The 22,514-nt window shown below is 69.3% G+C and carries 23 protein-coding genes and 4 pseudogenes; 20 read left to right on the forward strand and 7 right to left on the reverse strand.

Annotation, left to right across the window (positions count from 1 at the left end):
• The first annotated feature begins 82 nt into the window (after positions 1–82).
• From ACFYW8_RS34535 to ACFYW8_RS34545, 3 genes are all read left to right on the forward strand, one after another.
• A complete protein-coding gene (locus ACFYW8_RS34535; protein WP_389087255.1) occupies positions 83–754 on the forward strand; it encodes a DUF4097 family beta strand repeat-containing protein in 672 nt (223 codons plus the stop codon).
• A gap of 18 nt (positions 755–772) precedes the next feature.
• Positions 773–1,594, forward strand: coding sequence for an alpha/beta fold hydrolase (locus ACFYW8_RS34540; protein ID WP_389087261.1), 822 nt, complete (start codon positions 773–775; stop codon positions 1,592–1,594).
• 92 nt (positions 1,595–1,686) lie between these two features.
• On the forward strand, positions 1,687–2,064 hold the full coding sequence (locus ACFYW8_RS34545) for a DUF5958 family protein (protein WP_389087265.1): 378 nt from the start codon (positions 1,687–1,689) through the stop codon (positions 2,062–2,064).
• A 104-nt stretch (positions 2,065–2,168) separates the two neighbouring features.
• Here the strand turns inward: ACFYW8_RS34545 and ACFYW8_RS34550 are convergent.
• From ACFYW8_RS34550 to ACFYW8_RS34560, 3 genes and pseudogenes are all read right to left on the reverse strand, one after another.
• A pseudogene (locus ACFYW8_RS34550) lies at positions 2,169–2,624 on the reverse strand (hypothetical protein); the annotation flags it as partial.
• A gap of 128 nt (positions 2,625–2,752) precedes the next feature.
• On the reverse strand, positions 2,753–3,751 hold the full coding sequence (locus ACFYW8_RS34555) for a nucleotidyl transferase AbiEii/AbiGii toxin family protein (protein ID WP_389087270.1): 999 nt from the start codon (positions 3,749–3,751) through the stop codon (positions 2,753–2,755).
• Entirely contained in the window at positions 3,748–4,371 is a 624-nt protein-coding gene (locus ACFYW8_RS34560; protein WP_389087274.1) for a hypothetical protein, read from the reverse strand. Before ACFYW8_RS34560 ends, ACFYW8_RS34555 begins: the two co-directional genes overlap by 4 nt.
• 63 nt (positions 4,372–4,434) lie before the next feature.
• Here ACFYW8_RS34560 and ACFYW8_RS34565 point away from each other — a divergent pair.
• The 7 genes and pseudogenes from ACFYW8_RS34565 to ACFYW8_RS34595 all read left to right on the forward strand — a co-directional run.
• A pseudogene (locus ACFYW8_RS34565) lies at positions 4,435–4,904 on the forward strand (hypothetical protein); the annotation flags it as partial.
• Between the two features lie 150 nt (positions 4,905–5,054).
• Positions 5,055–5,402, forward strand: a complete 348-nt coding sequence (locus tag ACFYW8_RS34570) for a PadR family transcriptional regulator (RefSeq protein ID WP_389087277.1) — start codon at positions 5,055–5,057, stop codon at positions 5,400–5,402.
• Positions 5,403–5,479: 77 nt separating this feature from the next.
• A complete protein-coding gene (locus tag ACFYW8_RS34575; RefSeq protein ID WP_389087282.1) occupies positions 5,480–6,235 on the forward strand; it encodes an HD domain-containing protein in 756 nt (251 codons plus the stop codon).
• Positions 6,229–6,510: a hypothetical protein gene (locus ACFYW8_RS34580; RefSeq protein ID WP_389087285.1), complete on the forward strand. Its 282-nt coding sequence runs from the start codon at positions 6,229–6,231 to the stop codon at positions 6,508–6,510. The genes ACFYW8_RS34575 and ACFYW8_RS34580 overlap by 7 nt, the downstream gene beginning before the upstream one ends.
• Positions 6,511–7,501: 991 nt before the next feature.
• Positions 7,502–7,755, forward strand: a pseudogene (locus tag ACFYW8_RS34585) (transposase); the annotation flags it as partial.
• 899 nt (positions 7,756–8,654) lie between these two features.
• Positions 8,655–9,038: a glycine cleavage system protein GcvH gene (gene gcvH / locus ACFYW8_RS34590; RefSeq protein ID WP_365880145.1), complete on the forward strand. Its 384-nt coding sequence runs from the start codon at positions 8,655–8,657 to the stop codon at positions 9,036–9,038.
• Positions 9,039–9,692: 654 nt separating this feature from the next.
• A complete protein-coding gene (locus tag ACFYW8_RS34595) occupies positions 9,693–9,899 on the forward strand; it encodes a hypothetical protein (RefSeq protein ID WP_389087292.1) in 207 nt (68 codons plus the stop codon).
• Positions 9,900–10,172: 273 nt separating this feature from the next.
• Here the strand turns inward: ACFYW8_RS34595 and ACFYW8_RS34600 are convergent, their stop codons facing one another.
• Positions 10,173–11,387, reverse strand: a complete 1,215-nt coding sequence (locus ACFYW8_RS34600; protein ID WP_389087297.1) for an MFS transporter — start codon at positions 11,385–11,387, stop codon at positions 10,173–10,175.
• Between the two features lie 68 nt (positions 11,388–11,455).
• Here ACFYW8_RS34600 and ACFYW8_RS34605 point away from each other — a divergent pair, with 68 nt between their 5' ends.
• The gene (locus ACFYW8_RS34605) at positions 11,456–11,851 is read left to right on the forward strand and encodes a MerR family transcriptional regulator (RefSeq protein WP_389087301.1); all 396 of its coding nucleotides are present in this window, start codon (positions 11,456–11,458) and stop codon (positions 11,849–11,851) included.
• A 29-nt stretch (positions 11,852–11,880) separates the two neighbouring features.
• Here the strand turns inward: ACFYW8_RS34605 and ACFYW8_RS34610 are convergent, their stop codons facing one another.
• Positions 11,881–12,993 carry an LLM class flavin-dependent oxidoreductase gene (locus tag ACFYW8_RS34610; RefSeq protein ID WP_389087307.1) on the reverse strand — a complete coding sequence of 371 codons (1,113 nt, stop codon included), beginning with the start codon at positions 12,991–12,993 and terminating at the stop codon, positions 11,881–11,883.
• A gap of 156 nt (positions 12,994–13,149) precedes the next feature.
• Between ACFYW8_RS34610 and ACFYW8_RS34615 the strand changes: the two genes are divergently transcribed.
• A complete protein-coding gene (locus ACFYW8_RS34615) occupies positions 13,150–13,803 on the forward strand; it encodes a tyrosine-type recombinase/integrase (protein ID WP_389087313.1) in 654 nt (217 codons plus the stop codon).
• Positions 13,804–13,928: 125 nt separating this feature from the next.
• Here ACFYW8_RS34615 and ACFYW8_RS34620 read toward each other — a convergent pair whose 3' ends face one another.
• Entirely contained in the window at positions 13,929–14,825 is an 897-nt protein-coding gene (locus ACFYW8_RS34620) for a LysR family transcriptional regulator (RefSeq protein ID WP_365880117.1), read from the reverse strand.
• Positions 14,826–14,896: 71 nt separating this feature from the next.
• On the opposite strand from ACFYW8_RS34620, the gene ACFYW8_RS34625 reads away from it, so the two are divergent.
• The 6 genes from ACFYW8_RS34625 (at position 14,897) to ACFYW8_RS34650 (ending at position 19,947) form a co-directional block, all read left to right on the forward strand.
• Positions 14,897–15,499, forward strand: coding sequence for a short chain dehydrogenase (locus tag ACFYW8_RS34625; protein WP_365880119.1), 603 nt, complete (start codon positions 14,897–14,899; stop codon positions 15,497–15,499).
• A gap of 228 nt (positions 15,500–15,727) precedes the next feature.
• On the forward strand, positions 15,728–16,450 hold the full coding sequence (locus tag ACFYW8_RS34630) for an aspartate/glutamate racemase family protein (protein ID WP_389087324.1): 723 nt from the start codon (positions 15,728–15,730) through the stop codon (positions 16,448–16,450).
• Complete coding sequence (locus ACFYW8_RS34635) at positions 16,450–17,457, forward strand: DMT family transporter (protein ID WP_389087330.1); 1,008 nt, start codon at positions 16,450–16,452, stop codon at positions 17,455–17,457. The genes ACFYW8_RS34630 and ACFYW8_RS34635 overlap by 1 nt, the downstream gene beginning before the upstream one ends.
• Before the next feature lie 115 nt (positions 17,458–17,572).
• Positions 17,573–18,535, forward strand: a complete 963-nt coding sequence (locus ACFYW8_RS34640) for an iron-containing redox enzyme family protein (RefSeq protein ID WP_389087335.1) — start codon at positions 17,573–17,575, stop codon at positions 18,533–18,535.
• 30 nt (positions 18,536–18,565) lie between these two features.
• Positions 18,566–19,579, forward strand: a complete 1,014-nt coding sequence (locus tag ACFYW8_RS34645) for a fatty acid desaturase family protein (protein ID WP_389087340.1) — start codon at positions 18,566–18,568, stop codon at positions 19,577–19,579.
• Positions 19,576–19,947, forward strand: coding sequence for a hypothetical protein (locus ACFYW8_RS34650; RefSeq protein WP_389087346.1), 372 nt, complete (start codon positions 19,576–19,578; stop codon positions 19,945–19,947). Before ACFYW8_RS34645 ends, ACFYW8_RS34650 begins: the two co-directional genes overlap by 4 nt.
• A 120-nt stretch (positions 19,948–20,067) precedes the next feature.
• On the opposite strand, the gene ACFYW8_RS34655 is transcribed toward ACFYW8_RS34650, so the two are convergent.
• Positions 20,068–20,877, reverse strand: a complete 810-nt coding sequence (locus ACFYW8_RS34655) for a LuxR C-terminal-related transcriptional regulator (protein ID WP_389087351.1) — start codon at positions 20,875–20,877, stop codon at positions 20,068–20,070.
• Positions 20,878–21,648: 771 nt separating this feature from the next.
• Here ACFYW8_RS34655 and ACFYW8_RS34660 point away from each other — a divergent pair.
• Together ACFYW8_RS34660 and ACFYW8_RS34665 are read left to right on the forward strand one after the other, a co-directional pair.
• Positions 21,649–21,927: a hypothetical protein gene (locus ACFYW8_RS34660; RefSeq protein ID WP_389087357.1), complete on the forward strand. Its 279-nt coding sequence runs from the start codon at positions 21,649–21,651 to the stop codon at positions 21,925–21,927.
• Positions 21,928–22,019: 92 nt separating this feature from the next.
• Positions 22,020–22,352 (forward strand): annotated as a pseudogene (locus ACFYW8_RS34665) (transposase); the annotation flags it as partial.
• Positions 22,353–22,514 lie beyond the last annotated feature (162 nt).

Consider the following 22,514-nt stretch of genomic DNA (forward strand, 5'->3'; position numbering starts at 1 on the left):
AATGGTCCTAACGTTCCTGTCGTTCGCCGGACGAACCCGTCGCGGCCGACGCCCCCAAGAGCCACAGGAGTTGGAGCGCACGATGCAGAAGTTCGACACCCCCGCCCCGGTCTCCGCCGTCCTCGACATCCCTGCGGGACGCATCCGGTTCGTCGCCGCCGACCGGACCGACACCACCGTCGAGGTCCTGCCCGCCAACGACTCGAAGAGCCGCGACGTGAAAACGGCGGAGCAGACCGAGGTCACCTACGCCGACGGCGTTCTGCGGATCGAGACTCCGGCCGCCGACAACCGGATACTCGGCAACTCCGGGTCCATCGAGGTCACCGTTCATCTGCCGGCCGGCTCCCGCGTCGCAGCGAAGGCGGCCAGCGCCCAGTTCCGGGCCGGGGGCCGGCTCGGCGACATCGTCTTCGTGGGCGGCTACCGCTCGGTCGAGATCGACGAGGCCGCAAGCGCCCGCCTCACCGCCCTCGACGGCGACGTCTCGGTCGTCCGCCTGAGCGGCCCTGCGCAGATCAGCACCCAGCGGGGCAACATCCGGATCGCCGAGGCCGTGCGCGGCACGGTCGCCCTGCGCACCCAGCAGGGCGACATCTCGGTCGGCGCCGCAGGCGGAGTCTGCGCCTCCCTGGACGCCGACACCCCCCGCGGCCGCATCAGCAACGCACTCAAGAACACCGACGGCGGCGCCCCGGGCCTGACCATCCACGCGACCACCGCCCACGGCGACATCACCGCCCGCAGCCTCTGAGAAGAAGGAACTTCCATCATGGCCAAGACGATGAACACCACTTCCCCGACCGATGCGCAGTGGACCGGCATGGTTCCGGTCGACGACACGGCCCTGGCCGTCACCGACACCGGCGGTCCCGGTATCCCCGTGGTTTACCTCAACGGTCAGTTCGCCACCCAGGGATACTGGCGGCGGGTCATCGCCGAACTGGGGACGGGATGGCGCCACATCACCTACGACGAGCGGGCCCGCGGCAAATCGAAGCGCTCGGCGGACTACTCCTTCGAGGCCGCCGTCCGGGATATCGATGCGGTTCTCGCGGCCAGGAGCGTGGACCGGGCACTGGTGGCGGGCTGGTCCTACGGAGCCTTCGTCGCCGCGCACTGGGCCGGCCGGAATCCGGACCGTACCGTGGGCGCGGTCCTGGTCGAGGGCGCGCAACCGCACGACTGGCTGGATGAGGCCATGGAGCAGCGGATCCGGAAACTGTTCCGGCGGATGGGCTGGTTCATGCCGCTGCTGCGCCCGACGGGCCTGACCCCGCGGATGAATGCCGAACAGATGGCGAACACCAACATCGAACTCGGCAGGCTCGCCCGCGAGCGCGAGCTGGGCCCCGTCCTGGACAGCATCACCGTCCCGGCGCGGTACGTGGTCGCTTCAGGAACGTCCCTCGGAAGCAAGGGCGATGAGCAGGAACGGATCCGCGCCAGCCTCGATGCGGTGACCGCCCGCAACCCGAACATCCGCATCAGCGCGAAGGTCGCGAGCAACCACGATGCGATCCTGAAGAAGGACTTCTTGGCCGTCGCCGAGGCCGTACGCGAGGTCACCGCCCTCGACCGCGAGGGGCGCTGAAGACACGACCGGAGGATTGACGGCCGGCCAGCCGCGCCAGCCGTCAGTCCCTGTCCTCGTCGTCCTTGCGAGGACAGGGACTGAAGCCCTGTATGTGCCCTGGTGGCCTCAACTGGCGAAGAGTTCGGCCAGTAGCGCGAGCTCCCGTCAGGGCGCTGGGATCTCGCTGGAGTGAGAGGCGCTGCTGTTTCTGCGCCACCACTGTGTCCAGGCACGCGCCGTCGCCGAGGACGGACCGGAGAGCATCCGCCGTGCCGGACTGCGCCCACGCGCACACCGGCAGTGCTGATCACACGCGGTCGGATCGACGATCAACGGGGGAAGATCGCTTCTCTCACTCCGCGCGACGAACGCCGGAAGGCGTTCCGACTGTGGTTGCGGTGCTCGCGATCGCCGACGGACGACGCCGCGAACGCAACTGCTCGAACGGGTGCGGTCACTGGTGGCACAGGCTGTCCGCCGCTGACTGATCCCTCCGTCGGCCCCTTCACACGGCTCGGCTCCTGTATCTGGCGCGTAGTAGCCCGACGGAGCGACAGCGGCATTGAGTCAATACCGCGGCAGCGCGACCAACTCACGTGAAGGTCACGTGCGTCCCGCCCTCGGTCAGGACTTCGAGCACCAGAGCGACCAGGTCGTACTGCTCGCCCTCCGGCGCCAGGACGCGGGACAGGTGCTCGCGCGCGGTCGCGGCGTCCCGCCAGAGCAGGGCTGCGGGGGCGGTGTAACCGAAGTTGCCGCGCAGACAGTCCACGAGGGCGTCCAGCTCGTACGCGTGTCCAGCCGGCCGGCCGGCCGGTCCTGGTGCCTGAGCCGGCAGCCCCGCTCCCGGACGAGACCGAGCCAGGCTCCATGCTGGCGGGTGCCGAGGCCGGCCCAGGCGCCAGGGACAGCCGGCGGGCCAGCGTTCCCAGACGGGCCGGGCGTATCCCGGTACGGGTGCGAGGTAGCCGTCGAGTTCCCGATCGATCAGGTCCGTCCCGCGGGAGGACGGGTGCCACGTGCGGACTTTGGGCCGCAGCAGCCGGTCGGCCGGACTGACAGGTCGGAGAGCGTGTCCGGCAGAGCAGGCGACTATCCACCAGCCGCTCGAAAGCCCCACGCACCCGAGTCTGTCAGTGCTGCTCCCGGGACCTCAGAGCTTTCACCGGGCCCGGATCAGCCGACGGCTCCCTTGAACGTCTTCGTCACGGCCCGCACCAGCCGGGCCGCGTACTCTCGCTCGGCTTCCCTGAACTGCGGGTACTCGGTGACGAAGTGGTTCCACTCCACGTACCCGACTGCCTCCGCCACGTCCTCGAGCAGGATCTTCTCGCGGTACGGATACGGCCACTCGCCCGACAGCCGGAACACCTCGTGCAGCAGCTCGTAGCGGAGCGGATGGCGCTCGGCCAGCAGCACGGCGTCGTACAGATCCTTGCCCTGCGCGTGCATGTCGTTGATCAGCCACATCAACTTCCAGGCCAGGGACAGTTCCGGCGTGGCCGCCTGCACGACGTTGCCGCCCGGCAGCTCTGCAGGCTCGGGCGCTTCGGGCAACTGCTCGTTGAATACGAAGTCGAGCTGGACATGGCCGCCCGGCAGCCCGGGCGAGACCCACGGCAGCACCATGCGGCAGCCCGGTACCCGGTCGTAGGTCCAGATGTCCTCGACCACCGCGCCCCGCGCCGAGATTCCCACCTCGCCTCCGCGCGCGTCGGCCAGAGTCTGAGCCGCCGCGGCGATCCCGCGCAGCATCCGGTCCGTACGGTCGTCGTCGATCCGCCAGGTGTCGGGGACGACGACGAAGTCCAGGTCGCCGGGCTCGCGGGCGGCGTCGGGGAACCACACCGACATCAGCACGCTGCCCCGCAGCACCAGTGCGTCCGCCCACTGCGACGCGGCGATCGCGTCCAGCACCAGGTGCAGGGCCCGGCGCCGGGCCGCCCGCCACGTCTCGCCGCGCGCCGGATCTCCGAACCGCGGGTCACTCGCGCGGTAGGCGTTCTGGTGGTGCTTCAGCGACGGGTCGAAGACGGGACGCTGCACCACGTCGTCCCCCGGCACCCACTGCAGCGTCTTCGGCAGGTCCTCGGCCATGCGGGTGGCCTCGTCCAGCGGTTCCCGGGGCAGCTCGGTGCTCCGCCAGCCGAACCCGTCCCACGCCGTTCCACTCATGTCCGTACCCCCACAGGCTCCTCGATCCAACCGTCGTCCACGGACAGGTCACTGTCATAGAGCACGAACTCCCGCTCCACGCCCAGCACCACGAACCCGCCCAGCTCCGTCAGCAACCGCTCCAGCGCCCGCCCCGCGCCGTCGGCGCCCACCTCGCGGCACCGCTGCGTCACAAACCGCTCGTGCCGTGCGCCGGCCCGCACCCGCAAGGCGTTCCACGACAGATGGGCGCAGTGCGGCACCACCCGGGCAGCGAGCGCGGCCAGGTCCGTGTCCGCATCGAGCAGCAGCTTCACATGGTGCTCGAAGTACCGTTCGTCGTCCCCGCCGAGCCGAGCCGGTACCTCCGCGGCCCACGGCGTGGACTCGGTCTTCACCCGTACCGGATCGAAGCCGTCCGCACAAAGCTCCGCCACGACGTCCCGCACTCGCTTGGCCTGCTCAACGTACGACGAGGAACCGGACAGTGTGAGCATGGGCTGATCGCGCATCCGGCCGCGCGCCAGCACGATATGTGTCAGCTTCAGACCACCCGAGGCCGCCCACCGCTGCAGCCGCACCCACTCGTCGGGGTCGGCACAGCGGACCGTCACATGCGATTCGTACAGGGAAGCGGACACCCGCGGATCCTGCCAGACCACGGCCGCTCACGCCCATTCGATGCCGAGTTCCCGTAGTGCGTTGTGCTGTTCGGCGCTGAGTTTGCCGCGGCGGGTTTTGGTGTCGCGATCGGTAGCCCGTAGCCCTTGGTGATCACAGGCGGTTATGCGGTCCAGGCCCACGGTCTGGTCGACCGCCTCAGCCAGGACCTCGACGTAGCCACCGAGAATCCCGCCTCGACCGCCGAGATCGTCGCCGTGGTCAGCGACGGCCTCGCCACCCGCGGCTGGAGCGTCCGCCGGATCGAGACGGGCGCCCTCTCCGTCGTCTTGTCGCAACCGACCCGCAATCCGGGGAGGAATGCGAGGAGGAATGCGAGGTGGACGTCCTCAAAGAGGCATTCCGGGGTCCGCCCGTGCAGACCGAGCACGGACCGGTGCCGGCCCTCGACGACGTGACCGGCACCAAGGTCCGCGACCTCATCGACGTCCACGCCGCCTCCCATCAGCGCACCACCGCCGGCTTCGAAACGCTCGGCCGCCGCCACGCACGCCGCACGTCCTGCGGTGCCTCTCCGCGGTCCGGCGCGTGCAGCGCACCCGAGCCGGGCCGGTCGACGCCGTCGACCGGCCGCACATGGTCGGGCGCGGCCGAGCGGCACGTCCCCTATACATCTCGTATATAGGCTATGTAGAGTACGAGTATGGGTAGTCCGCGTATGACCCTGCAGACCCAACTGGTGCTGCGGGCTTTGCTGGAGGATCCCGCCAAGCAGCGGTACGGCCTTGAGCTGTGCGAGCTGGCGGGACTGCCGTCGGGCACGATCTATCCGATCCTGGCCCGGCTGGAACAGGCCGGCTGGGTGGACAGTACCTGGGAGGACCCGGCCGTCCACGAGGAAGCCGGCCGGCCGCGCCGCCGCTTTTACCTGATCACCAAGGACGGTGCCGAACAGGCTCGCCTGACCCTCGCGCGCGCCTACCGCGCACGCAAGCAGCCGCTGCCTGGCTGGGCGGTCACGCATCCGGCCGGTGAGGGGGGAGTGTCATGAAGGCACGGCGCCGGTTAGCCACCCGGCCGGGTAGGCGCCACGTCAACGGCCCGTCCCTCGAAGGTCTGCTGGGAGTCGTGCGTGCGCACCATCCCGACGCCGACGTCGGGCTCATCGAGTTCGCCCATGGCGAGGCCGCCCGCTGGCACGCGGGACAAACCCGCTACAGCGGTGACCCGTACCTGACTCACTGCCTCGCTGTCGCCGCCATCGTCGCCGACGTCGGCATGCCGCCGACGGTGGTCTGCGCTGCCCTGCTGCACGACGTCGAGGACACATCCTGCCCGCCGGGCCGCGTGGCCGAGTACTTCGGCCCGGACGTCGCCCAGTTGGTGTCGGACGTGCGCACGGTCAAGCTCCGTGCGATCCCTCCGAGCGGTCTCCACCCTGGCGCCGCGCGGCCGGCCTCGCGGTCGCCGCACGAAGAGGCGGTGCTGGCCATCCGTCTCGCCGATCGGCTCCACAACATGCGCACCATCGAGTTCGTCGCACCCGGCAAGCAGCACGGCAAAGCCCGCGAGACCATCAAAGTCTTCGCCCCCCTGGCCCGCGCGGCAGGCCTGGCCGAGGTCAGCCGTGAACTGCACGACCTCTCCGCGGCCGTGCTCCAACCGACACCCACGGCGTACGCCGTCACCACACGCCTGCTGGCCCTGCTCACGATGCTGCTGCCCGGCACACAGCGAGCCCGGTGGCGACAGGAATGGCAGGCGGAACTGGCCGTCCTGCCCACCCGCCGCACCCGTACCCGTTTCACCTTCCGGGTGCTGCTCAGCACCCCCCGCCTGTCCCTGACCCTGCGCCGCTCCGTCCGCCAGGAACCACGATGGTGAGCCGGACGGCCCGCATCGGCGGCCTGCTCGGGGCGGCGGCCACCTTCGGGACGGCCATCGTGGGCGTAGGAGTACCCAGCTGGATGGTCGCAGGACTCGCAGCGGGCGCGCTCGTCCTGCTCGTGCTCGTGCTGTTCCTCCCGAACGAGACACCCGCCCGCCGCCTGGGCCAGCTCATCCAGGCTTGGCGAAACCCCGTCGGAGCCACCGCCGGGTCAAGCCCCGCCCCATCCGCCGGCGCGCCGTCCCCGGCTGCCCGAAACGGCAGCGCCTGATCTTTCCGGCAGGCGCCCCCAGCCGCTCGGGCCCTGGCCGGGCGGCGCCGTTACACCGGGGTCCGAAAGTCCACGCGGCATTTCGTGACGCAGGTCGAGGACGACGCTGGGCGCCGCGATAGAGACGACCGACTGTCGGAGGCGTTCACGTGGGGGAGCGGCTTCCGGTCGCTTGCCTCGGAGGGAGCCGTCCCTTCGGCGGCCGGGGGTATCGGCAACCAGACCGATGCGGCGGCAGTGGTGGCCGGCTCGTAACGCTGCCGCAGGCCGGCCAGTATGGGGGACAGCTGCTCATCGGACAGTGGGGCGCCTGCTGCTGTTGTGATGGCGAACTGGTCTCGTAGGAACAGGGCGAACTGGCCCGGTGCGGGCGCCACGAGGAACTGAGCACCCCGCGACTGGCAGGCGTCCACGGACAGAAGGCCCGTAGCACCGCCGGCAACGGCAACGCCTGGGGGAGAGGACTGCCGGCGACGCCCAGCACCTCCGCAAGCAGACGGCGAAGAATTGTCGGTGATCTTCGCCGAGAAGGTGATTCCCGTGGTGCCCGACAAGATCCGGCACGCCGGCCAACCGCTTAAGCCTGGCTATACCAGAGTCGGGTTCAGTGCCCCATGGCTGGCACCGCACAGAGGGAAGAGGCCGCACCGGCGACGTGTGGAGCGAGTGAGTCCGGCCGCCCTGGGGGCGCACAGCGGCTGACGGCACGCGCCCGCACCGTTGAATTTATTGCTCCCGCGGCACACCGTGACCGGCATTCCGCCTGCCGGGCCGCCGAACGGCTTCTACGGACCACCACACCAAAACAGACTGCGTTCGGACGCCGGTTTCGGGCGGCGCGCACCCTTCTGCACACCGGGTACCCCGCCCGGGCCTCCGCATGGTGCGCCAGGTTGCGCGCCGAGGCATGCTCGGGTGCCGCGCCTGGCTGGGCGGCTGCCTTTGGTGCTCTGCACGCCGAGTCTCTGCTGTGCATGGGAGATCTGAGGGTGGGTCGCCGCAGCAGCTGACCAAGCAGGTCTTGGAGTCTGCCCTGGAAGGTGAGATCACCGATCACCTCGGCTACGAGAAGCACGATGCCCCGGCCGGGGCAGTGGCAACTCCCGCAACGGGGGCCGAGCCAAGACCGTTCTCACCGACGTCGGGCCGGTCGAGGTCAAGGTTCCGTGTGACACCTCGGGCACGGTCGAGCCACAGATTGTCAAGAAACGGCAGCGGAGACTGACCGGGGTCGACGAATCCGTGCGCCGCTTCCCCCGAATCAAGCGCTTCACTTTGTTGTGTGAGTGCTGGGCGTACGGCGCTTACGGGTGCAGGTGGTTCCGTGTGACTCGGGAGAACGCAGCCGCGGAATTCCGGCTCGAACTTCCGTCGCTTCTCCGCCATGACTCCCGACTTCCCCTGCAGCCACGGTCTTCACGCTACGAGGGGAGACAGCCCGCACATCCCCTGGGTTCGGCACAGAAAGACCTCGGTGATCTCGTTGCGCCGGCCGCGCAGGGACAGCCTCAGGTACTGAAGCGCTACAAGACCCCGGTTGCGGTCCTGTTGCCCGTCGACGGACCGGTAAGCGGCCCCCATCCGACCCGGCCGCGCACGGCGTGGCACCCGCAGGAGGTGCGGGTGAAAAGCCAGCCCACTCCCAGCCGCGAGCACGGACGCCGAGGAATGCTGCACCCTCGGCCCCGGCCTGCGCGCCGAACAGGCCGCGCTCTACGCCGTCTACCGGGCCTGGTGCCACAATGCGGGCGCACCGGCCACGTCCTCACGGGCGTTCCCCGGCCGCCCCCGTGAACTGGTCGGCCTGGCCTCGCCCAAGCAGATGACCCTGCCCGACCAGCGCACGCACTTCCCCGGCATCGCAACGGGCGCGTGCGGTGGGCGTGCCCGCCTTGCTGCGATTGCGTCCGTCACGCCCGGCAGCACGGAGGGCAGACCCCGTGAAGGACGCCCCGGTCGGGGAGGCGTCGGGTGTCCTTGCCCTCACAGGACACATCGGCACGTAAGTGGCCATGCCCTGCTCAACAGCGGTCCGGAGCTGGGTCAATCGGCCGGATCGCGTCGCCCTCGTTCGAGTTAGCGTCCCGCCCGGAGCCGAGGGAGCGGGGGAGGCTGTGCCCTCAGCGACAGCCAAGGAGACGGGCATGTATCCCACTCAGTACAAGTACACCAAGGAGCACGAGTGGCTCCGGGTCGACGGCAAGACGGCCTCTATCGGTCTGACGGATTTTGCGCAGAAGCAACTCGGCGACATCGTCTTCGTGGAGGTGATGCGGAAGGTGGGCGACCTGGTCGAGGCCGAGGACGCTTTCGGCACTGTGGAGTCGGTCAAGGCGGTATCCGAACTGTTCCTGCCGGCCACCGGCAAGCTCGTCGAGTTCAACGCCCTGCTCAACGAGGAGCCGGAAACCCTCAACACCGATCCCCACGACACCTGGATCATCAAGATTGAGATGTCCGACGTCAAGGAACTGGACGGGCTGCTCACCGCGACCCAGTACGAGAAGTACATCGCCAACGAGGCGTAGCGCCGGCCATCCGCTCCCGTGCCGGGGGCCTTTCCGCCCCCCCCGCGAGCCCCTCCGCCGACCTGCCCGTCCCGCCCGGCGAGACGACGAAGGGCCCCACCGGACATCCTCCGGTCGGGCCCTCGTCGCACCTCGTCCCAGGAACGAGCCGTCAGCCTGCAACGCACGCTCCGGTCATCCTGTGGCCGCCGAGCGTCCGAACGAATTTCCGTGACCGGAGCCGAGACCCGCGATCGGTGTGAAGAATGCAGTCGGCAGCGTTCTCACGCCGGGCGACGGCGTCGTTCAGGGCGGTCACGGCGAGGCGGGACTTCATCCGCGCGCCGATGGAGTAGCTGACGTCTTCCTATTGAAGACGTCCTTGATCGCGCAGAGATACAACTTTCCTGCACCGGTGGCGTGTTCGGCGTGTTCGGTGATGTCGGCGAGTCACCGGCGGTTCGGGCCGTCCGCTGTAAAGTCACGGCGGATCAGGTCGTCGTGCACCGGCGGACCGGGCTTCTTGATCCTGTTGCGCTTCTTCCCGAACACGCACGATCCACCAGCTGTTGTCCCGGCAGATCCGCCACGCCGTCCGGCCAGCGATCGCGGCCCCCGGGCTTCGCCGGCGAGGACGGGCTCGTCATCACGGTCACCAACCTCACCACCGGCCAAGTGGTCCAGACCCGGGCCGCGCAGCGCACGCTCCGGCCCTTTGCGACCGTGCGCCGGCAGCGGCGCGTCATCGACTTCGCGGCTCTGGACGCCACCACGGTCTCCGACGGTGACGTCCTGGAGGCCACCGGTTCCTGCCAGGTGGCGGCAGGCGTCAACACGGACCACGAGGCATCCCGGTCCGGTATGACGATCGCCGTGAGCTGACGAAACGCCTCGGACCACATACCCGGCACGCATGCCCCGGCGACGCAGAGCGAAAAGACCGAACGGGGAGGTCACACCCTGGCAGAGAGGGGTGTGGCCTCCCACCGGCATCCAGTGGGTCGGCGGCACGGTGCGGAGACAGCGGGTCCGCCCGCAAGCTCCTCCAGACCTGGCCCACCCGACCTGGCCGGGCCGCACCGTGGGTGTGGCCCGGCCCGAAGAGGTGATCGTCGACACGACGCCCCCCGACCGGCAGTGGTGCGTCCGCGCGTGTCACGGTGCGTCCTGGTCCGCCGGTGCGAAGGCGTGCTGTCGCGTGAATGCGATCACGGCCAGGCTGAGGAGTCCGAGCCCTGCCGCGGTGACGGCGTCGGCGGTGATGCTGACCTGCTGCAGGAGCAGGCCGCCGATGATGCCGCCCAGTGCCATGGCCGCGTTCCACAAGGTCACAAGGATGGCTTGCGCGGTGTCGGCGATGGCTGGACCGCGTCGTATCCCTGCGTGAGCTGCCGCGGTCTGAAGGAGCGTGGGTGCGGCGCCCCATCCAAGACCCCACGCGGCGGCCGCGACCCAGACGACGGCCTGTGCCGTGGTGGCGGCGAAGGCGGCCGTGGCGATGGTGAACAGTGCTGCCGCGGTCAGCGCGAGCCCGCGAGGACGACTGTCGATGTGGCGGCTGGTGTACCAGATGCTGACCAGGCATGCGATGCCGAAGACCAGCAGGGTCGCGTCCACCGCGGTGCCGAGGCCCGCATGCCGCAGGTACGGCGCGATGTAGGCGTAGATGACGGTGTGGCCGAGGACGAAGGTCACGACAACGACCATGACGGCGGTGACCCCGGGGACCCGGAGCGTTTGCCGGGTGGTCGGCTTCGGCTCTTCGGCTGTTGTGGCCGGACGGCTGATGGCGGGAACGCTGGACGTGATCCATCCGAGGACGGCGAGAGTGGTCACCGAGATGGCGGCGAAGGACACCCGCCACCCGATCTGCTGCCCGGTCAGCGTCCCGGCGGGAACACCCAGCGACAGCGCCAGGGGGATCCCGGTCATCGTGATCGCGATGGCACGCCCTTCCTGGCCGGCAGGCGCGATGCGCCGCGCGTATCCGGCGAGGACGGCCCACGCGAGTCCGGCGGCGACGCCGGCGAGGAACCGTGAGACGAGCAGGACCGCGTAGCCGGACGCGGCAGCGGTGAGCGTGTTCGCGACCAGGAAGCCGGTCATGGCGGCCAGCAGCAACGGCTTGCGCCGGACTCCCGCCGTGGCAGCGGCCAGCGGTATGGCGGTGAGGGCCGTACCGGTGGCGTACACGGTGACGGTCTGACCCGCCGCACCGGAGCTGACGCCGAGAGAGGAGGACATCTGCGGGAGGACGCCCGCCGGGAGGGTCTCGGTCAGGCTGGTGATGAAGACCGCGGTGCCCAGTGCCAGCAGCGCGGACCAGGGCAGGACATCACGTCGTGCCGGAGAGGCTGTTGTGGTCGTCATGCACCGATCGTGAAACCCTCACATTGATGTGATGGTCAAGCTCGGGCCGGGCGGCTAGTCTCCAGCAGGTGCGGATCGGTGAACTGTCCCGCGTGACGGGCGTGTCCCGGCGCCTGCTGCGGTATTACGAGGAGCAGGGCCTGATCGTGCCGGATCGGTCGATGAACGGATACCGTGACTACGACGAGCGGTACGCGGACCGCGTGCAGCAGATACGCGGTCTGCTGGCGGCGGGGTTGCCGACCCGGATCATCAAGCAGATCCTGCCGTGCCTGGACAAGCCCAGGTCCATCCACTTCCCGGACGCGACCCCGGAGATGCTGGCGTTGCTGACCTCGGAGCGGGACAAGCTCACCGACCGGATCGAGGTGCTCACCCGTAACCGGGACGCGATGACCGAGTACCTCGCCGAGGTGGAGCACCATCGCGCCCCGGTCGCGCCCGGCCGACGGGGCAGCGCCTGATCAACTGTGCGGCACCTGGGGCGAGTTCCTCACCGGACAACCTCGCGGACAATCCTGCCGCCGTCGTCCGAGAGCACCGCGGGGCGCAGCCGGACCCCGCGCAGGCCGAACTGTTCGTGCCAGCGGGTGAGTTCCCGGGCGAGGTGGTCCGCGGTTCCGACGAACACGTGCGTGTCCGGTGTCCAGACGAAACCGGCGGCTTCGTTCAGCCGGGCCAGCCTGGCCTTCGCGTGCTCGTCGGTGTCGCCCAGGACCACCGCGACGTCCGCGTACACCTCGGTGCCGGTGGCGTCCGGCGTCAGCCTCTCGATTTCCCGAAACGCCGTCAGGAGCGCGGGAATCGGATGCTCTGGCGAGGGAGTCACGAAGACCCGGTCCGCGACGGCGGCAGCGAGCCGGTACGGCTCCAGGGCATGGTGCGCGAGCACTGCGACCTTCGGAGTGCTCAGCGCCGGGACGGTCAGCGGGCCGGCCGCCGGGTACCGTTCCTTCCCGGTGAGTCGCAACGGGGCGACCATGTCCCGGTGCAGGAACGTGTCCCCGGAGCTCAGGCTTTTGCCGGGAAACGTCTTCCACAGCCCGCGCACTGTTCGCACGTAGTCCTCGGCATCACGGAAGAGATCCCGGAGCCGGCGCGCGATGCGCGTCGGGACGTACACGTCCTCGGGTTGCAGCTGAGGCGTCGCCTGGCCGCCGGTCACCGCGGCATCGCGCGCGTCGGCAGAGACCTGCGGCCGCCACGTCACCCGGCCCGGCCCGATGGCCGCCAAGGATGCCATCTGGGCGGCGACGTGGAACGGGTCGGTGTGCGTCACGTTGCGCGAGACCACCACTTCGCCGATGTCCGTCGTCGCCAGCAGGACCGCCGCGGTGACAACAGGATCGAGTCTGCCGCGCACCCGGTCATGGGCCTGGTCGGCGGTGCCGAACCGGTCGGTCTGCAGGCTCAGGCCGTCCTCGAGCGTGACGAAGCCGATGCCGCCCGACGCGGCAGCACGCCCCCAGTGCGTCCAGTAGCCGCCCCTGAAGACCTCTTCGGCATCGGTCACCGACGACAGCAGCCACGAGGCAGGGTGCCAGCCCGTGCCTTCCAGTGCCAGGCCGAGCCGAAACGAGCCGGGGTCCATCGAGTCCCTGTCCATGACGCGATTGCACAACCATCACACCGGTGTGAAGGTCAACCCGTCATGGCCAGGCAGGTGATGGGCGCGGTGCCGGGCCTTGACTCCGTGTCCAGGACCCGGGGTCAAGGCCCGGTTCAGGGCTGAGTCCAGCAAGCCGTACGTGGCAGGGGGCGGATGTTGTACGCGTACAACATCCGCCCCCTGCTGTGCCGTCACAAGCCGATCGGCACGCACGCGTTCGCGCGGGAAACCGAGTGGTTCGCGCTGGACGACTGCGAGATGACGGAGCGGGGGCTGTCGACGCCGGCGGTCGAGCGGATCGTCCGCGCCCGCAGCACACGCCCTCCGTCGCGGTGGCCGACGGGCAAGGCCAAGAAGGTTCCGGACACCGAGGCACGCGCCCAGGTCGTTCTGCGCCGGCTGGCTGATGCCCTGAAGGGCCGTACCGATGCGCGCAAGCCCGTGAAGCGCAGAGCGCTACTGATCTTCCCGAACGCGGAGGGGAGACCCGTGCAGCGCTCTCCTTGGGCGCGGACATGGTCCGGCATCGTGAAGCGGGCGAACGCCGCGCTGGAGGTTGCGGGTCGTGACGAACGGGTGCCAGTCGGGACCACACTGCATGATCTTCGCCACTGCTACGCGAGTTTGCTGATCAAGCACCGCGAGTCCGTGAAGACCGTCCAGAAGCGCCTGGGGCACTCAAAGCCGAGCATCACGCTCGACACGTACACCCACCTCTGGATGGAAGACGAGGACACGACCCGGGCCGCAGTCGAAGCAGCGCTCGGCGATGTGCCCCCGATGTGCCCTGGTAGGCAGGCCGGATGACTCTTCGCGCAGGTCAGGGCCGTGCCCGGACAGATCAAGGGTATCCGTGCGCCCAACCTGCTCATTCACGCCATGAGCGGGTTGACCAGCGCAAATCGGTCGCGGTGAATCCCGTGAAGCTGTGATCAGCGCTCGCCCGCCGGGCCGCCCGTCAGCACCGCCAGGGCCGCTGCCAGGGCCGGCTGACGTTCCGACCCGGCGCGCACCAGTGCCTCGATGACCCGGCCGCGGCCCGGCAGCGGCAGCACGGCCGTTCCCGGGGGCGGGCTGTCGCACAGCAGGTTCGGCAGGACCGTCACGGCGTGTCCGGTCGCCACGATCGACAGGGCCGAGCGCAGATCGACGCAGCTGTGCTCGATCCGGGGCGTGAAGCCGGCGTTCCGGCAGGCGTGCACCAGGATCTCGCGGCAGGTGCTGGGCTCCGGGGCCGAGATCCATGCCAGGTCGCGCAGCACACCGAGCCCGTCCTCGCGCACCGACGCGGCGAGCTTGTCCGGTACGGCCACCACCAGCGGGTCGTCGAAGAGCGGTACCGCGATCGTGCCGCTCGGCGGTGGGGTGCCGAGCAGGTGGTAGCGGTACGACACCGCGAGATCGAGTCCCTGCTGTCTCAGCAGGGGCACCGCGTCCTCCGGCTCGGACTGGACGATCATCGGCCGCAACCGCGGATGGCGCGCGACGAGCTCCGCCACGAGCGGCGCGGCGACCGCGCTGATGGCGCTCGGCGCGCAGCCGATTTTCAGCTCACCGCTGAGGTCGTCGTCCAGGGCCCGCACGGCACCCTCGGCCCGCTCGAGCGCCGCGAGGACGTGCTCGCACTCCGCCGCGAGCGCCGCCCCGGCGGCGGTCAGCCGCAGCGTGCGGCCCTCACGGTGCACCAGAGGGGTACCGGCCTCGGACTCCAGGGTGCGCAGTTGCTGCGAAACGGCGGACGAGGTGACGCCGTGCAGATCGGCGACCGAGCCGACCCTTCCGTGGTGGGCCAGGTCACGGAGCATGACCATGCGCTTCACATCAAGCATTAGTTCAGCTTAACAAGTTCGGTAGTAAAGGTAGCTGGACTTGGCTGTTCTTCTGCGGTCATCCTCGGCGCATGAAGGTCGTACTCATCGGAGCAAGTGGCACTCTCGGCCAGGCGGTGCATGTCGCACTGCGTCACCGCGGACACGAGGTGATCACCGCCTCCCGCAGCAACGCGGACATCAGCGTCGACATCACCGATCCGGCGTCCATCGCCGCCCTGTACAAGAAGGTCGGACGGGTCGACGCGGTCGCCTCGGCCGCCGGCACCGTCCCGTGGAAACCCCTCGGCGAGCTCGGACTCGACGACGTCCGGGCCGGCGTGGAGGGCAAGGTCCTGAGCCAGATCGAGCTGGTCCGCCAGGGCCTGGAGTTCGTGGCCGACAGCGGCTCCTACACCCTGATCACCGGCATCCTGGCACGCGAGCCCATCCTCACCGGTGCGGTCGCCTCGCTCGCCAACGGCGCGGTGGAGGCGTTCGTGCGGGCGGCGGCGATCGAACTGCCCGCCCGGCAGCGGATCAACGCCATCAGCCCGACCGTCTTCGAGGAGTCCCTGGACGTCTTCGGCGACTACTTCCCGGGCTTCGACCCGGTCCCGGTGAGCCGGGCGGCAGCGGCCTACGTGCGCTCCGTCGAGGGGCACCAGACCGGCCAGATCTACCGCGTGGAATGAGCCGTACGCCGTCGACCCGCCGTCCGTGCCGGGCGCCGCGGCCCGGCCGGGATTCTGCGGACATCCAAATCTGCGGAGAGCCGAACCATGGCAGGCACTTCATTCGGCGCGCGGCGGGCGGCACAGTCGGTGCGACACCCGAATCGTGAGTCGGCGCCATTTTGACAACAGGGGGACGGAACATGAACAAGGACGTGGGCTGGAACGGGAAACCCCGGCGGAGCAACCATGTCTGAGCACACGGTCCTGAAGATAGGTCTGGTGGGTGGTCTGAGTTTTCCGTCGACCATTACCTACTACGACCGCATCAACCGTGCCGTCAACAGGCGACTGGGAAAGGCGCATTCGCCGCGGATCGTTCTGGAAAGCCTTGATTTCCAGCCCATGGTGGAATGGATAGCGGCACGCGACGGCCATGCGGTCGCCGGTGAGATCGCGGCGGCCGCCCGGCGCCTGGAGCAATCGGGGGCCGACTTCTTCGCCATCTGCTGCAACACCGTGCACGAGTACGCGGACCTGGTCGAGGAAAGCGTCGCGCTGCCCCTGATCAACATCTGCCGTGTCACCGCGGAGGAGACCTCGCGCCGCCGTGTCTCCACGGTCGGCCTGCTCGGCTCGGCCTTCTCCATGGAACAGGCCTTCTACCGGGACGAGTTCGCCGCCCAGGGCATCAAGGTGGTAACGCCCGAGCCGGACGACCGCGCCTTCATGCAGGACTCCATCGAGCGCGAACTGTGCACCGGCGACATCTCGCAGGCCACCCGTGACCGCTTCCTGCGCATCGCGCACGACCTGCTCGCCTCGGGGGCCGAGGCACTTGTCCTGGCCTGTACGGAGGTGCCGCTCGTGATCCGCGCCGAGGACATCCCCGCGCCCGTGATCGACACCGTGGACGTCCACACGGCGGCCATCGTCCGGCGCGCGCTCGGCCCTCTGGGAGGAGGAGTGTGATGCGCGTGGTTCACGTCAAGATGATGGTGGCGACGGTCCTGCTCGGCTCCTACCTGGTGGCGAGCAAGCTGATCCTTCGGGAGGTGCCGGTCTTCACGGCCACGTTCTTCCGCCTGGTCAGCGCGGCCGCCGTGCTCGCGGTCGTCGTGTGGATCAAGTCACCCCCCACCGTGCGGCCCGGACGCCGGGACAGCGCGGTGATCTTCGCGCAGGCGCTGCTCGGGGTCTTCCTGTTCAGCGTCTTCGCCATGTACGGCGTGAAGTTCACCGGCGCCATCGAGGCCGGCGTCATCCTCGGCATGGTCCCCATCTCCATCAGCCTGGTGGCCGTGCTCTTCCTGCGGGAGAGACTCTCCCGGCGCCGCGGCTGCGGGATCGCGCTGGCGGTCGTGGGCGCGGCCGGCATCAACGCGCTCAGCGCCGGCGGCTCGGGCGGCGGGTCGAACGAGGCACTGGGCGCCCTGTTGCTGGTCTGCGCCGTCCTGTGCGAGGCCGTGTTCGTCACCTTCGGCAAGCTGCTCTCCCGCCCCCTGCCGCCGACGTGGCTGTCGCTGATCCTGTCGGTGGTGGGCGCCCTGATGTTCCTCGGTCCCGCGCTGGCCGAGACCGACGTCGCAGCTCTGGCCGACGTCTCCTGGCAGACCTGGGCACTGATGGTCTACACGGGAGTGGCCATCAACGCTGTGGCCGTCGTGCTCATGTACGACAGCCTGGACAGGGTGGACGCCACCGTGGTGGCGGCATTCACCGCCTTCACCCCCGTCAGCGGCGCTGTCCTTTCCGTGCTGTTGCTCGACGAGAAGCTGCACGTCTACCACCTGGTCGGAATGGCTCTGGCAGCGATCGGCATTTATTTCGTCGCTAACGAGAAGGGGCCGCGGGCTCCCGAGGAGGAGCCGGGGCCGGATGGTTCCGATTCCCGCACATCAGCTTCGGATCCTGCGGCATTTCCCCCAGTGGAAAGCCCTGCGGCGACCGGACGCGGGTCGTCCGGCGGGCCTGGCTGACGACCCTTCCATTCTCCGCAATGCGGTGACCTGAACCATCGGAACCCCTTCTGGGACCGCCTGGATGACGGCAGATTTCAGTTGTCCAGCGAGGTACCGAGAAAGGACCGTTGAAATGATCACCGCATTTTCCGTTGAAACGACTTCGCAGAACTCCGCCGACGTTCTGGAGCAGGAACTGGCTCTCGCCTTCCCGGCCTCCGGCCCGCACGATCGCGACCTCCGTCTGAAACTGCTCAGGCGGCTGCACGCCCACTACGTCGCCTACATGGCGGGCCCGGAGGACTTCGCGTCCATCCCCCGGCTCAACCACGACCGCTCGATCGCGGCCATCGAGGACTCCTGGTTCGCCTGGGAGGACCGCCAGGTCGACCAGGGTGACCTCCCGGCGACCGGCAAGGAGTTCCGCGACTGGTTCCTCGTCACCGCGGACCGGCACACCCAGCCGGAGTTCTGCGAGTACCTCGCGAAAGATGCCTCGCTCAACGAGATCGCGCTCTTCTTCATGGGCGAAGAGCTCGTCGACAGCAAGTTCGACGACCTGATGGCGCTCGTGCAGATCGGCACCCAGGGCCACACCAAGCTCACCATCGCCGAGAACTACTGGGACGAGATGGGCGAGGGCAACATCGAACACGTGCACACGCGCATGTTCGAGCACTCCGCCCGCTACATGCGCGCCCGCCTCGACGAGGCCGGCGTGGACTACTCGAACCTGCACTTCCCCGAGGCGTACGAGAACGCCGCCCTGCTGCTCGCCTACGGCATCCACCGCCACCTCAACCCCCGCGCCCTCGGTGCCATGGGTGTTCTGGAGCAGAGCGCGTCGCCGCGCTTCCAGGCGATGGTCGACGGCTGCCGCCGCCTCGAAGTCCCCGAGGACGTCATCGACTACCAGCGCATCCATGTGCACGTCGACGCCGACCACGGCGCCGAATGGTTCGAGGGCGTCTTCGTGCCGCTCGTGGACCGCTCTCCGGAGTTGCTGCGGGAGATCTCCCTCGGCGTGCTCACCCGCGTCCGGGTGGCCAACGGCTACTACACCCGGATCTGGGACGCCATGCAGGCACTTCGCTGACAGCGGCACACACATACACAGGGGGACGTCATGTCAACAGCAGAGATACCCAAGGCAGCCGAACAGTCCGAGGACACCGACCCGGTGCGCACCACCGGCGGGACCCCGCCCGCCGCAGCCCGCCAGAAACCGGTGCTGCTCTTCTCGCGGGCCCGGGTGACCGGACGTGACCAAGCCGTCTTCATCACCAAACTCGTCGTCGCCGCCGTACTGACCGGCGCAGGAGCGTTCCTCGCCCTGCAGGACGGTCTGCTGTTCTCGGCGGCCGGGATCGTGCTGCTCGCCACCGTCTACACGCACATGGTGGAACTGCAGCACCAGTGCCTGCACCACAGCGCCTTCACCTCGCCCAAGCCGCACCGCGTCGTGGGCGTCCTGCTGGGCCTGCCGCTGCTCGTGTCGTACACCCACTACCGGGTCCGGCACCTGCAGCACCACAAGTACCTCGGTACGCCGCAGGACTCGGAGTTCTTCGGCTTCGACACGCGCGCCCCGCTGACGTGGGGCATGCTCTGCCGCGGCGCCTTCGACTACCGGCGGCTGGGCATCATCGCCCGCGAGGTCTACCGCAGCTGGCGAGGAACGTGGGAGTACGACGCCGGGGACATCTCCGACCGGCGCAGACGCGAGATCATCGCCGAGTACCGCTGGGCGGTGGTGCCGGTGTTCGCGGCGGTGGCACTCGCCGTCGCCGGGTACGGCGGCCCGGTACTGGAGCTGTGGCTGCTGCCCCTCCTCGTGGCCGCCCCCATGCACTTCTTCCTGGAACTGCCCGAGCACATCCTGTGCGACACGGAGACCACCGACGTACTGCGCAACACCCGCTCCATCAAGGGGAGCTGGTTGAGCACCTGGTACACCAACGGCAACAACCTGCACGTGGAGCACCACGCGGCCATGACGGTGGCGATCAACCGGCTGCGGGAGCGGCACGCGGAGGTGACCAGCATGGCGAAGTACGTCGAGCGGGGATACCCCACGTTCTACCTGACGGTGCTGCGGGAAGCGGCGCGCAACTCCCAGGTCGCGGGGAGGCAGCGGTGACAGCGGTGACAGCGCGGACCTTCCGGGTCGAGGGACTCGCCTCGCGGCTCGCCACCTCCGTCTGGGACGCGGACGTCGAAGGGCTCGTCTCCGCCTCCTTCGTCCGCAACCAGATCAAGCTCCGGGTGCCGGAGGCCGACTTCAACGTCCGGCTGCGCGGCGACGGACCGGACCGCCTGACGCTGACCTTCGAGGCGGTCTTCCGGGAGTGCGGCCAGGCCCGCCGGGCGGGCGGCACCTGGTGGGACACCTGGGAGGTGGTGGCCGAGCCGGCCGAGCGGGCGGGCCGGGTCCTGGTCGAGCAGGTCCTGGCGGCCCGGCGTCGGTTCGCGGTCCTCCTCGCCGACGCGCGGCGGGAGGCGGCCTGACTCAGGGGCGGGGCGCGCGGCATCGCACGGGCGGAGGTCCTCCCGTGCGGAGGCCGCCCGCGGGAGACGCCCCCCGCGGGCGGCGCCACGTGCGGGGCGCCGCCCGCGGCAGGCGGCCCCTCATGCCTCGCCCGGCGAGTCCAGCCCCGCGTCCAGTCCCAGCAGATAACCGAGCTGGAACCGGTTATCTGCGCCGTAGCGGGCCTTGATCCGGCCCACGTGGTTCTGCAGGGAGCGCTCGCTGATGCCGAGCCGACGGGCGATCGCCCGGTCCGAGTGGCCGGCGACCAGCAGCTTCTGGATGGACTCGTGGATGGAGGGGATCACCTCAGGAGCGGCGTCCACCGAGCGCGCGGGCACGAACGGGGTCGATTCGGCGCGGTCCCAGGACCGCTCGAAGACATCCACCAGGAAGCGCACCACGGACGCCTCCCGCACCTCCAGCGCCAGGGTCCGGTCACCGCGGCCGGGTATGAACGCCACCTCGCTGTCGACGATGATCAGCCGCTCGAAGAACTCGGGAAGGGTGCGCACCTCGGCCCCGTACGCCGTCACCTGGCGCACGTAGTCCTTGGTGGCCTCGTCGAATCGGGCGCTGTGCTGGTACAGCGTCCGGTTGGCGATCCCGGCGTCGAGCTGGGCGCGGACCGTCTCCAGGGCATCGGCGAGGACTGATCTCGGCCGGGGTCCGTCCGGCTGGGCGGTGAGGATCTCCTTCCGGGCACCGTCGACGGCATCGCGGATGGCCTGGTTGATCTCGGGCAGGCCGTCCAGATAGTCGATGTCGGGAGTCGGTCCCCGCAGCGACCCACCGGCCGACCGTGCCGAGGCCACCTCCGCGATCTGGGCATGCAGATGCCGGGACAGCTCGACGAGGTCGGTCGCGAGCCCGGGAAGGTCGTGCACGGCGGTGGGGGTGTCATTTGTCATTCTGGCGTTTACTCCAGGGAGGCCGAAAGTGGGGGAGGAGGAGTGACGAACGGTTGGTGCCTACCGCGCTGTGTGGCGTTCGGGCCGGCCGGGAAGCCGCTCATGGCTCTCACGCCTTCCGACCGGAGCGCAAGGGTGGGGCGCACGCCGCTGCGCGCCGGAAGGGATGCCGGCAACCGTCGGATGTGCGGACGGGCGTGTCCGGAGGAGGGACCGGGCACAGTGATGGCACGCACGCGCGCACCGGACGCGGAGGCGTCCGGTCAGAGCCGTGCCGTCATGGCACGTTACAGACGCCCAGCGGCAACTCGGCATGACAGCCGGCGAAGGGCGGCGACGTTCGCTCGCCGGGGGAGCGGGATCCGCCAGGACACTCGGCCGCTCCGCGTTCTTCTCCGGTCATCGGAGCGACGCGCTGGGTTGCCGTGTCTGTCACCGGATCCACGATGTGCCCCCGAAACGTCACCGTCGAACAGTGGTTCCACTTTAGGTGAGGCTTGTATCACGGCAGTGAAAGGGAAACGAGGTTGACCGAAAGCCGCCATCGTGCGGGGATGTGTCGCGTTCCTCGCCGCGACGGCCGTTCCGGTACCGGGCGGTGACGGTGGGCCGTTCGTCGAACGGCATCGCGGCAGGCTCGGGTCACCCGCGGCCCGCACGCGCGGCGGAGGCGTCCGGACGTCCCGCCGAGGCGACACGGACGCCGTCCGGGCAGGCCGGCTGTGCCGCCGTTGGCGCAAACTGGGCCTCGCCGGAACAGGGCATGGGGCAGTGCCCCCGTCGGGATGGTGTCCGCGAGGCAGCGACAGCGACCACCAGAGCCTGAAGAGCAAGTTCGGCTATACCGAGGACCTCGACCACGAGCTGCGCGACATCCGCAGCGACATCTCCGGGTGCGACGACAAGATCGACAAGGTCGAAGAGAAGCTGGGCGACCACATCGGAGACACAGAGCAGGCCATCAAACGCCTCACGCAGCACGTGCGGCTGCTCGACGGGGAGTGTAAATCTAACGGCGGATCCGACGATCATGGGAGAGGCGCCAAGTGACTGACACCGCCGTGGAGTTGGAGACCGTGGAGCCTGTCGAGAGTGCCCCGTCCGGGCAGCCTGTGCCCGTGTCCGATGAGCAACTGGTCGCGATGCGGGTGGAACGGGCCCGGTCGGAGGGACTGCGGCTGACCGGGCAGGGCGGGCTGCTGCAACAGCTGACCAGGCGGGTCCTGGAGTCTGCCCTGGAAGGTGAGATCACCGATCACCTCGGCTACGAGAAGCACGATGCCGCCGGCCGGGGCAGTGGCAACTCCCGCAACGGGGGCCGCGCCAAGACCGTTCTCACCGACGTCGGCCCGGTCGAGGTCAAGGTCCCGCGTGACACCTCGGGCACGGTCGAGCCGCAGATCGTCAAGAAACGCCAGCGGAGGCTGACCGGGGTCGACGAGATGGTCCTGTCGCTCTCGGCGAAGGGCCTCACCCATAGCCGACACCCGCACCACCCCGACCAGAACAAACACCCCTGACCAGCAAAACGCGCCCGACCCTTTAGACGGTGTCCTATGTGGTGAGTTTGAGGAGTCGCTTGTAGCAGCAGATGGCTGCGGCAAGGCCGAGAAAGGCCAGGTAGTTGCGGGGGTTGC

Origin of the sequence: Streptomyces sp. NPDC002742 (assembly GCF_042888885.1) — a bacterium.
Lineage (GTDB): Bacteria > Actinomycetota > Actinomycetes > Streptomycetales > Streptomycetaceae > Streptomyces.

Coding starts and splice junctions, on each gene's coding strand:
- ACFYW8_RS34535 (WP_389087255.1), top strand. CDS start 83: ATGCAGAAGTTCGACACCCCCGCCCCGGTCTCCGCCGTCCTCGACATC.
- ACFYW8_RS34540 (WP_389087261.1), top strand. CDS start 773: ATGGCCAAGACGATGAACACCACTTCCCCGACCGATGCGCAGTGGACC.
- ACFYW8_RS34545 (WP_389087265.1), top strand. CDS start 1,687: ATGTGCCCTGGTGGCCTCAACTGGCGAAGAGTTCGGCCAGTAGCGCGA.
- ACFYW8_RS34555 (WP_389087270.1), bottom strand. CDS start 3,751: ATGAGTGGAACGGCGTGGGACGGGTTCGGCTGGCGGAGCACCGAGCTG.
- ACFYW8_RS34570 (WP_389087277.1), top strand. CDS start 5,055: ATGGGTAGTCCGCGTATGACCCTGCAGACCCAACTGGTGCTGCGGGCT.
- ACFYW8_RS34580 (WP_389087285.1), top strand. CDS start 6,229: ATGGTGAGCCGGACGGCCCGCATCGGCGGCCTGCTCGGGGCGGCGGCC.
- gcvH (WP_365880145.1), top strand. CDS start 8,655: ATGTATCCCACTCAGTACAAGTACACCAAGGAGCACGAGTGGCTCCGG.
- ACFYW8_RS34600 (WP_389087297.1), bottom strand. CDS start 11,387: ATGACGACCACAACAGCCTCTCCGGCACGACGTGATGTCCTGCCCTGG.
- ACFYW8_RS34610 (WP_389087307.1), bottom strand. CDS start 12,993: ATGGACAGGGACTCGATGGACCCCGGCTCGTTTCGGCTCGGCCTGGCA.
- ACFYW8_RS34615 (WP_389087313.1), top strand. CDS start 13,150: ATGTTGTACGCGTACAACATCCGCCCCCTGCTGTGCCGTCACAAGCCG.
- ACFYW8_RS34620 (WP_365880117.1), bottom strand. CDS start 14,825: ATGCTTGATGTGAAGCGCATGGTCATGCTCCGTGACCTGGCCCACCAC.
- ACFYW8_RS34625 (WP_365880119.1), top strand. CDS start 14,897: ATGAAGGTCGTACTCATCGGAGCAAGTGGCACTCTCGGCCAGGCGGTG.
- ACFYW8_RS34630 (WP_389087324.1), top strand. CDS start 15,728: ATGTCTGAGCACACGGTCCTGAAGATAGGTCTGGTGGGTGGTCTGAGT.
- ACFYW8_RS34635 (WP_389087330.1), top strand. CDS start 16,450: ATGCGCGTGGTTCACGTCAAGATGATGGTGGCGACGGTCCTGCTCGGC.
- ACFYW8_RS34640 (WP_389087335.1), top strand. CDS start 17,573: ATGATCACCGCATTTTCCGTTGAAACGACTTCGCAGAACTCCGCCGAC.
- ACFYW8_RS34645 (WP_389087340.1), top strand. CDS start 18,566: ATGTCAACAGCAGAGATACCCAAGGCAGCCGAACAGTCCGAGGACACC.
- ACFYW8_RS34655 (WP_389087351.1), bottom strand. CDS start 20,877: ATGACAAATGACACCCCCACCGCCGTGCACGACCTTCCCGGGCTCGCG.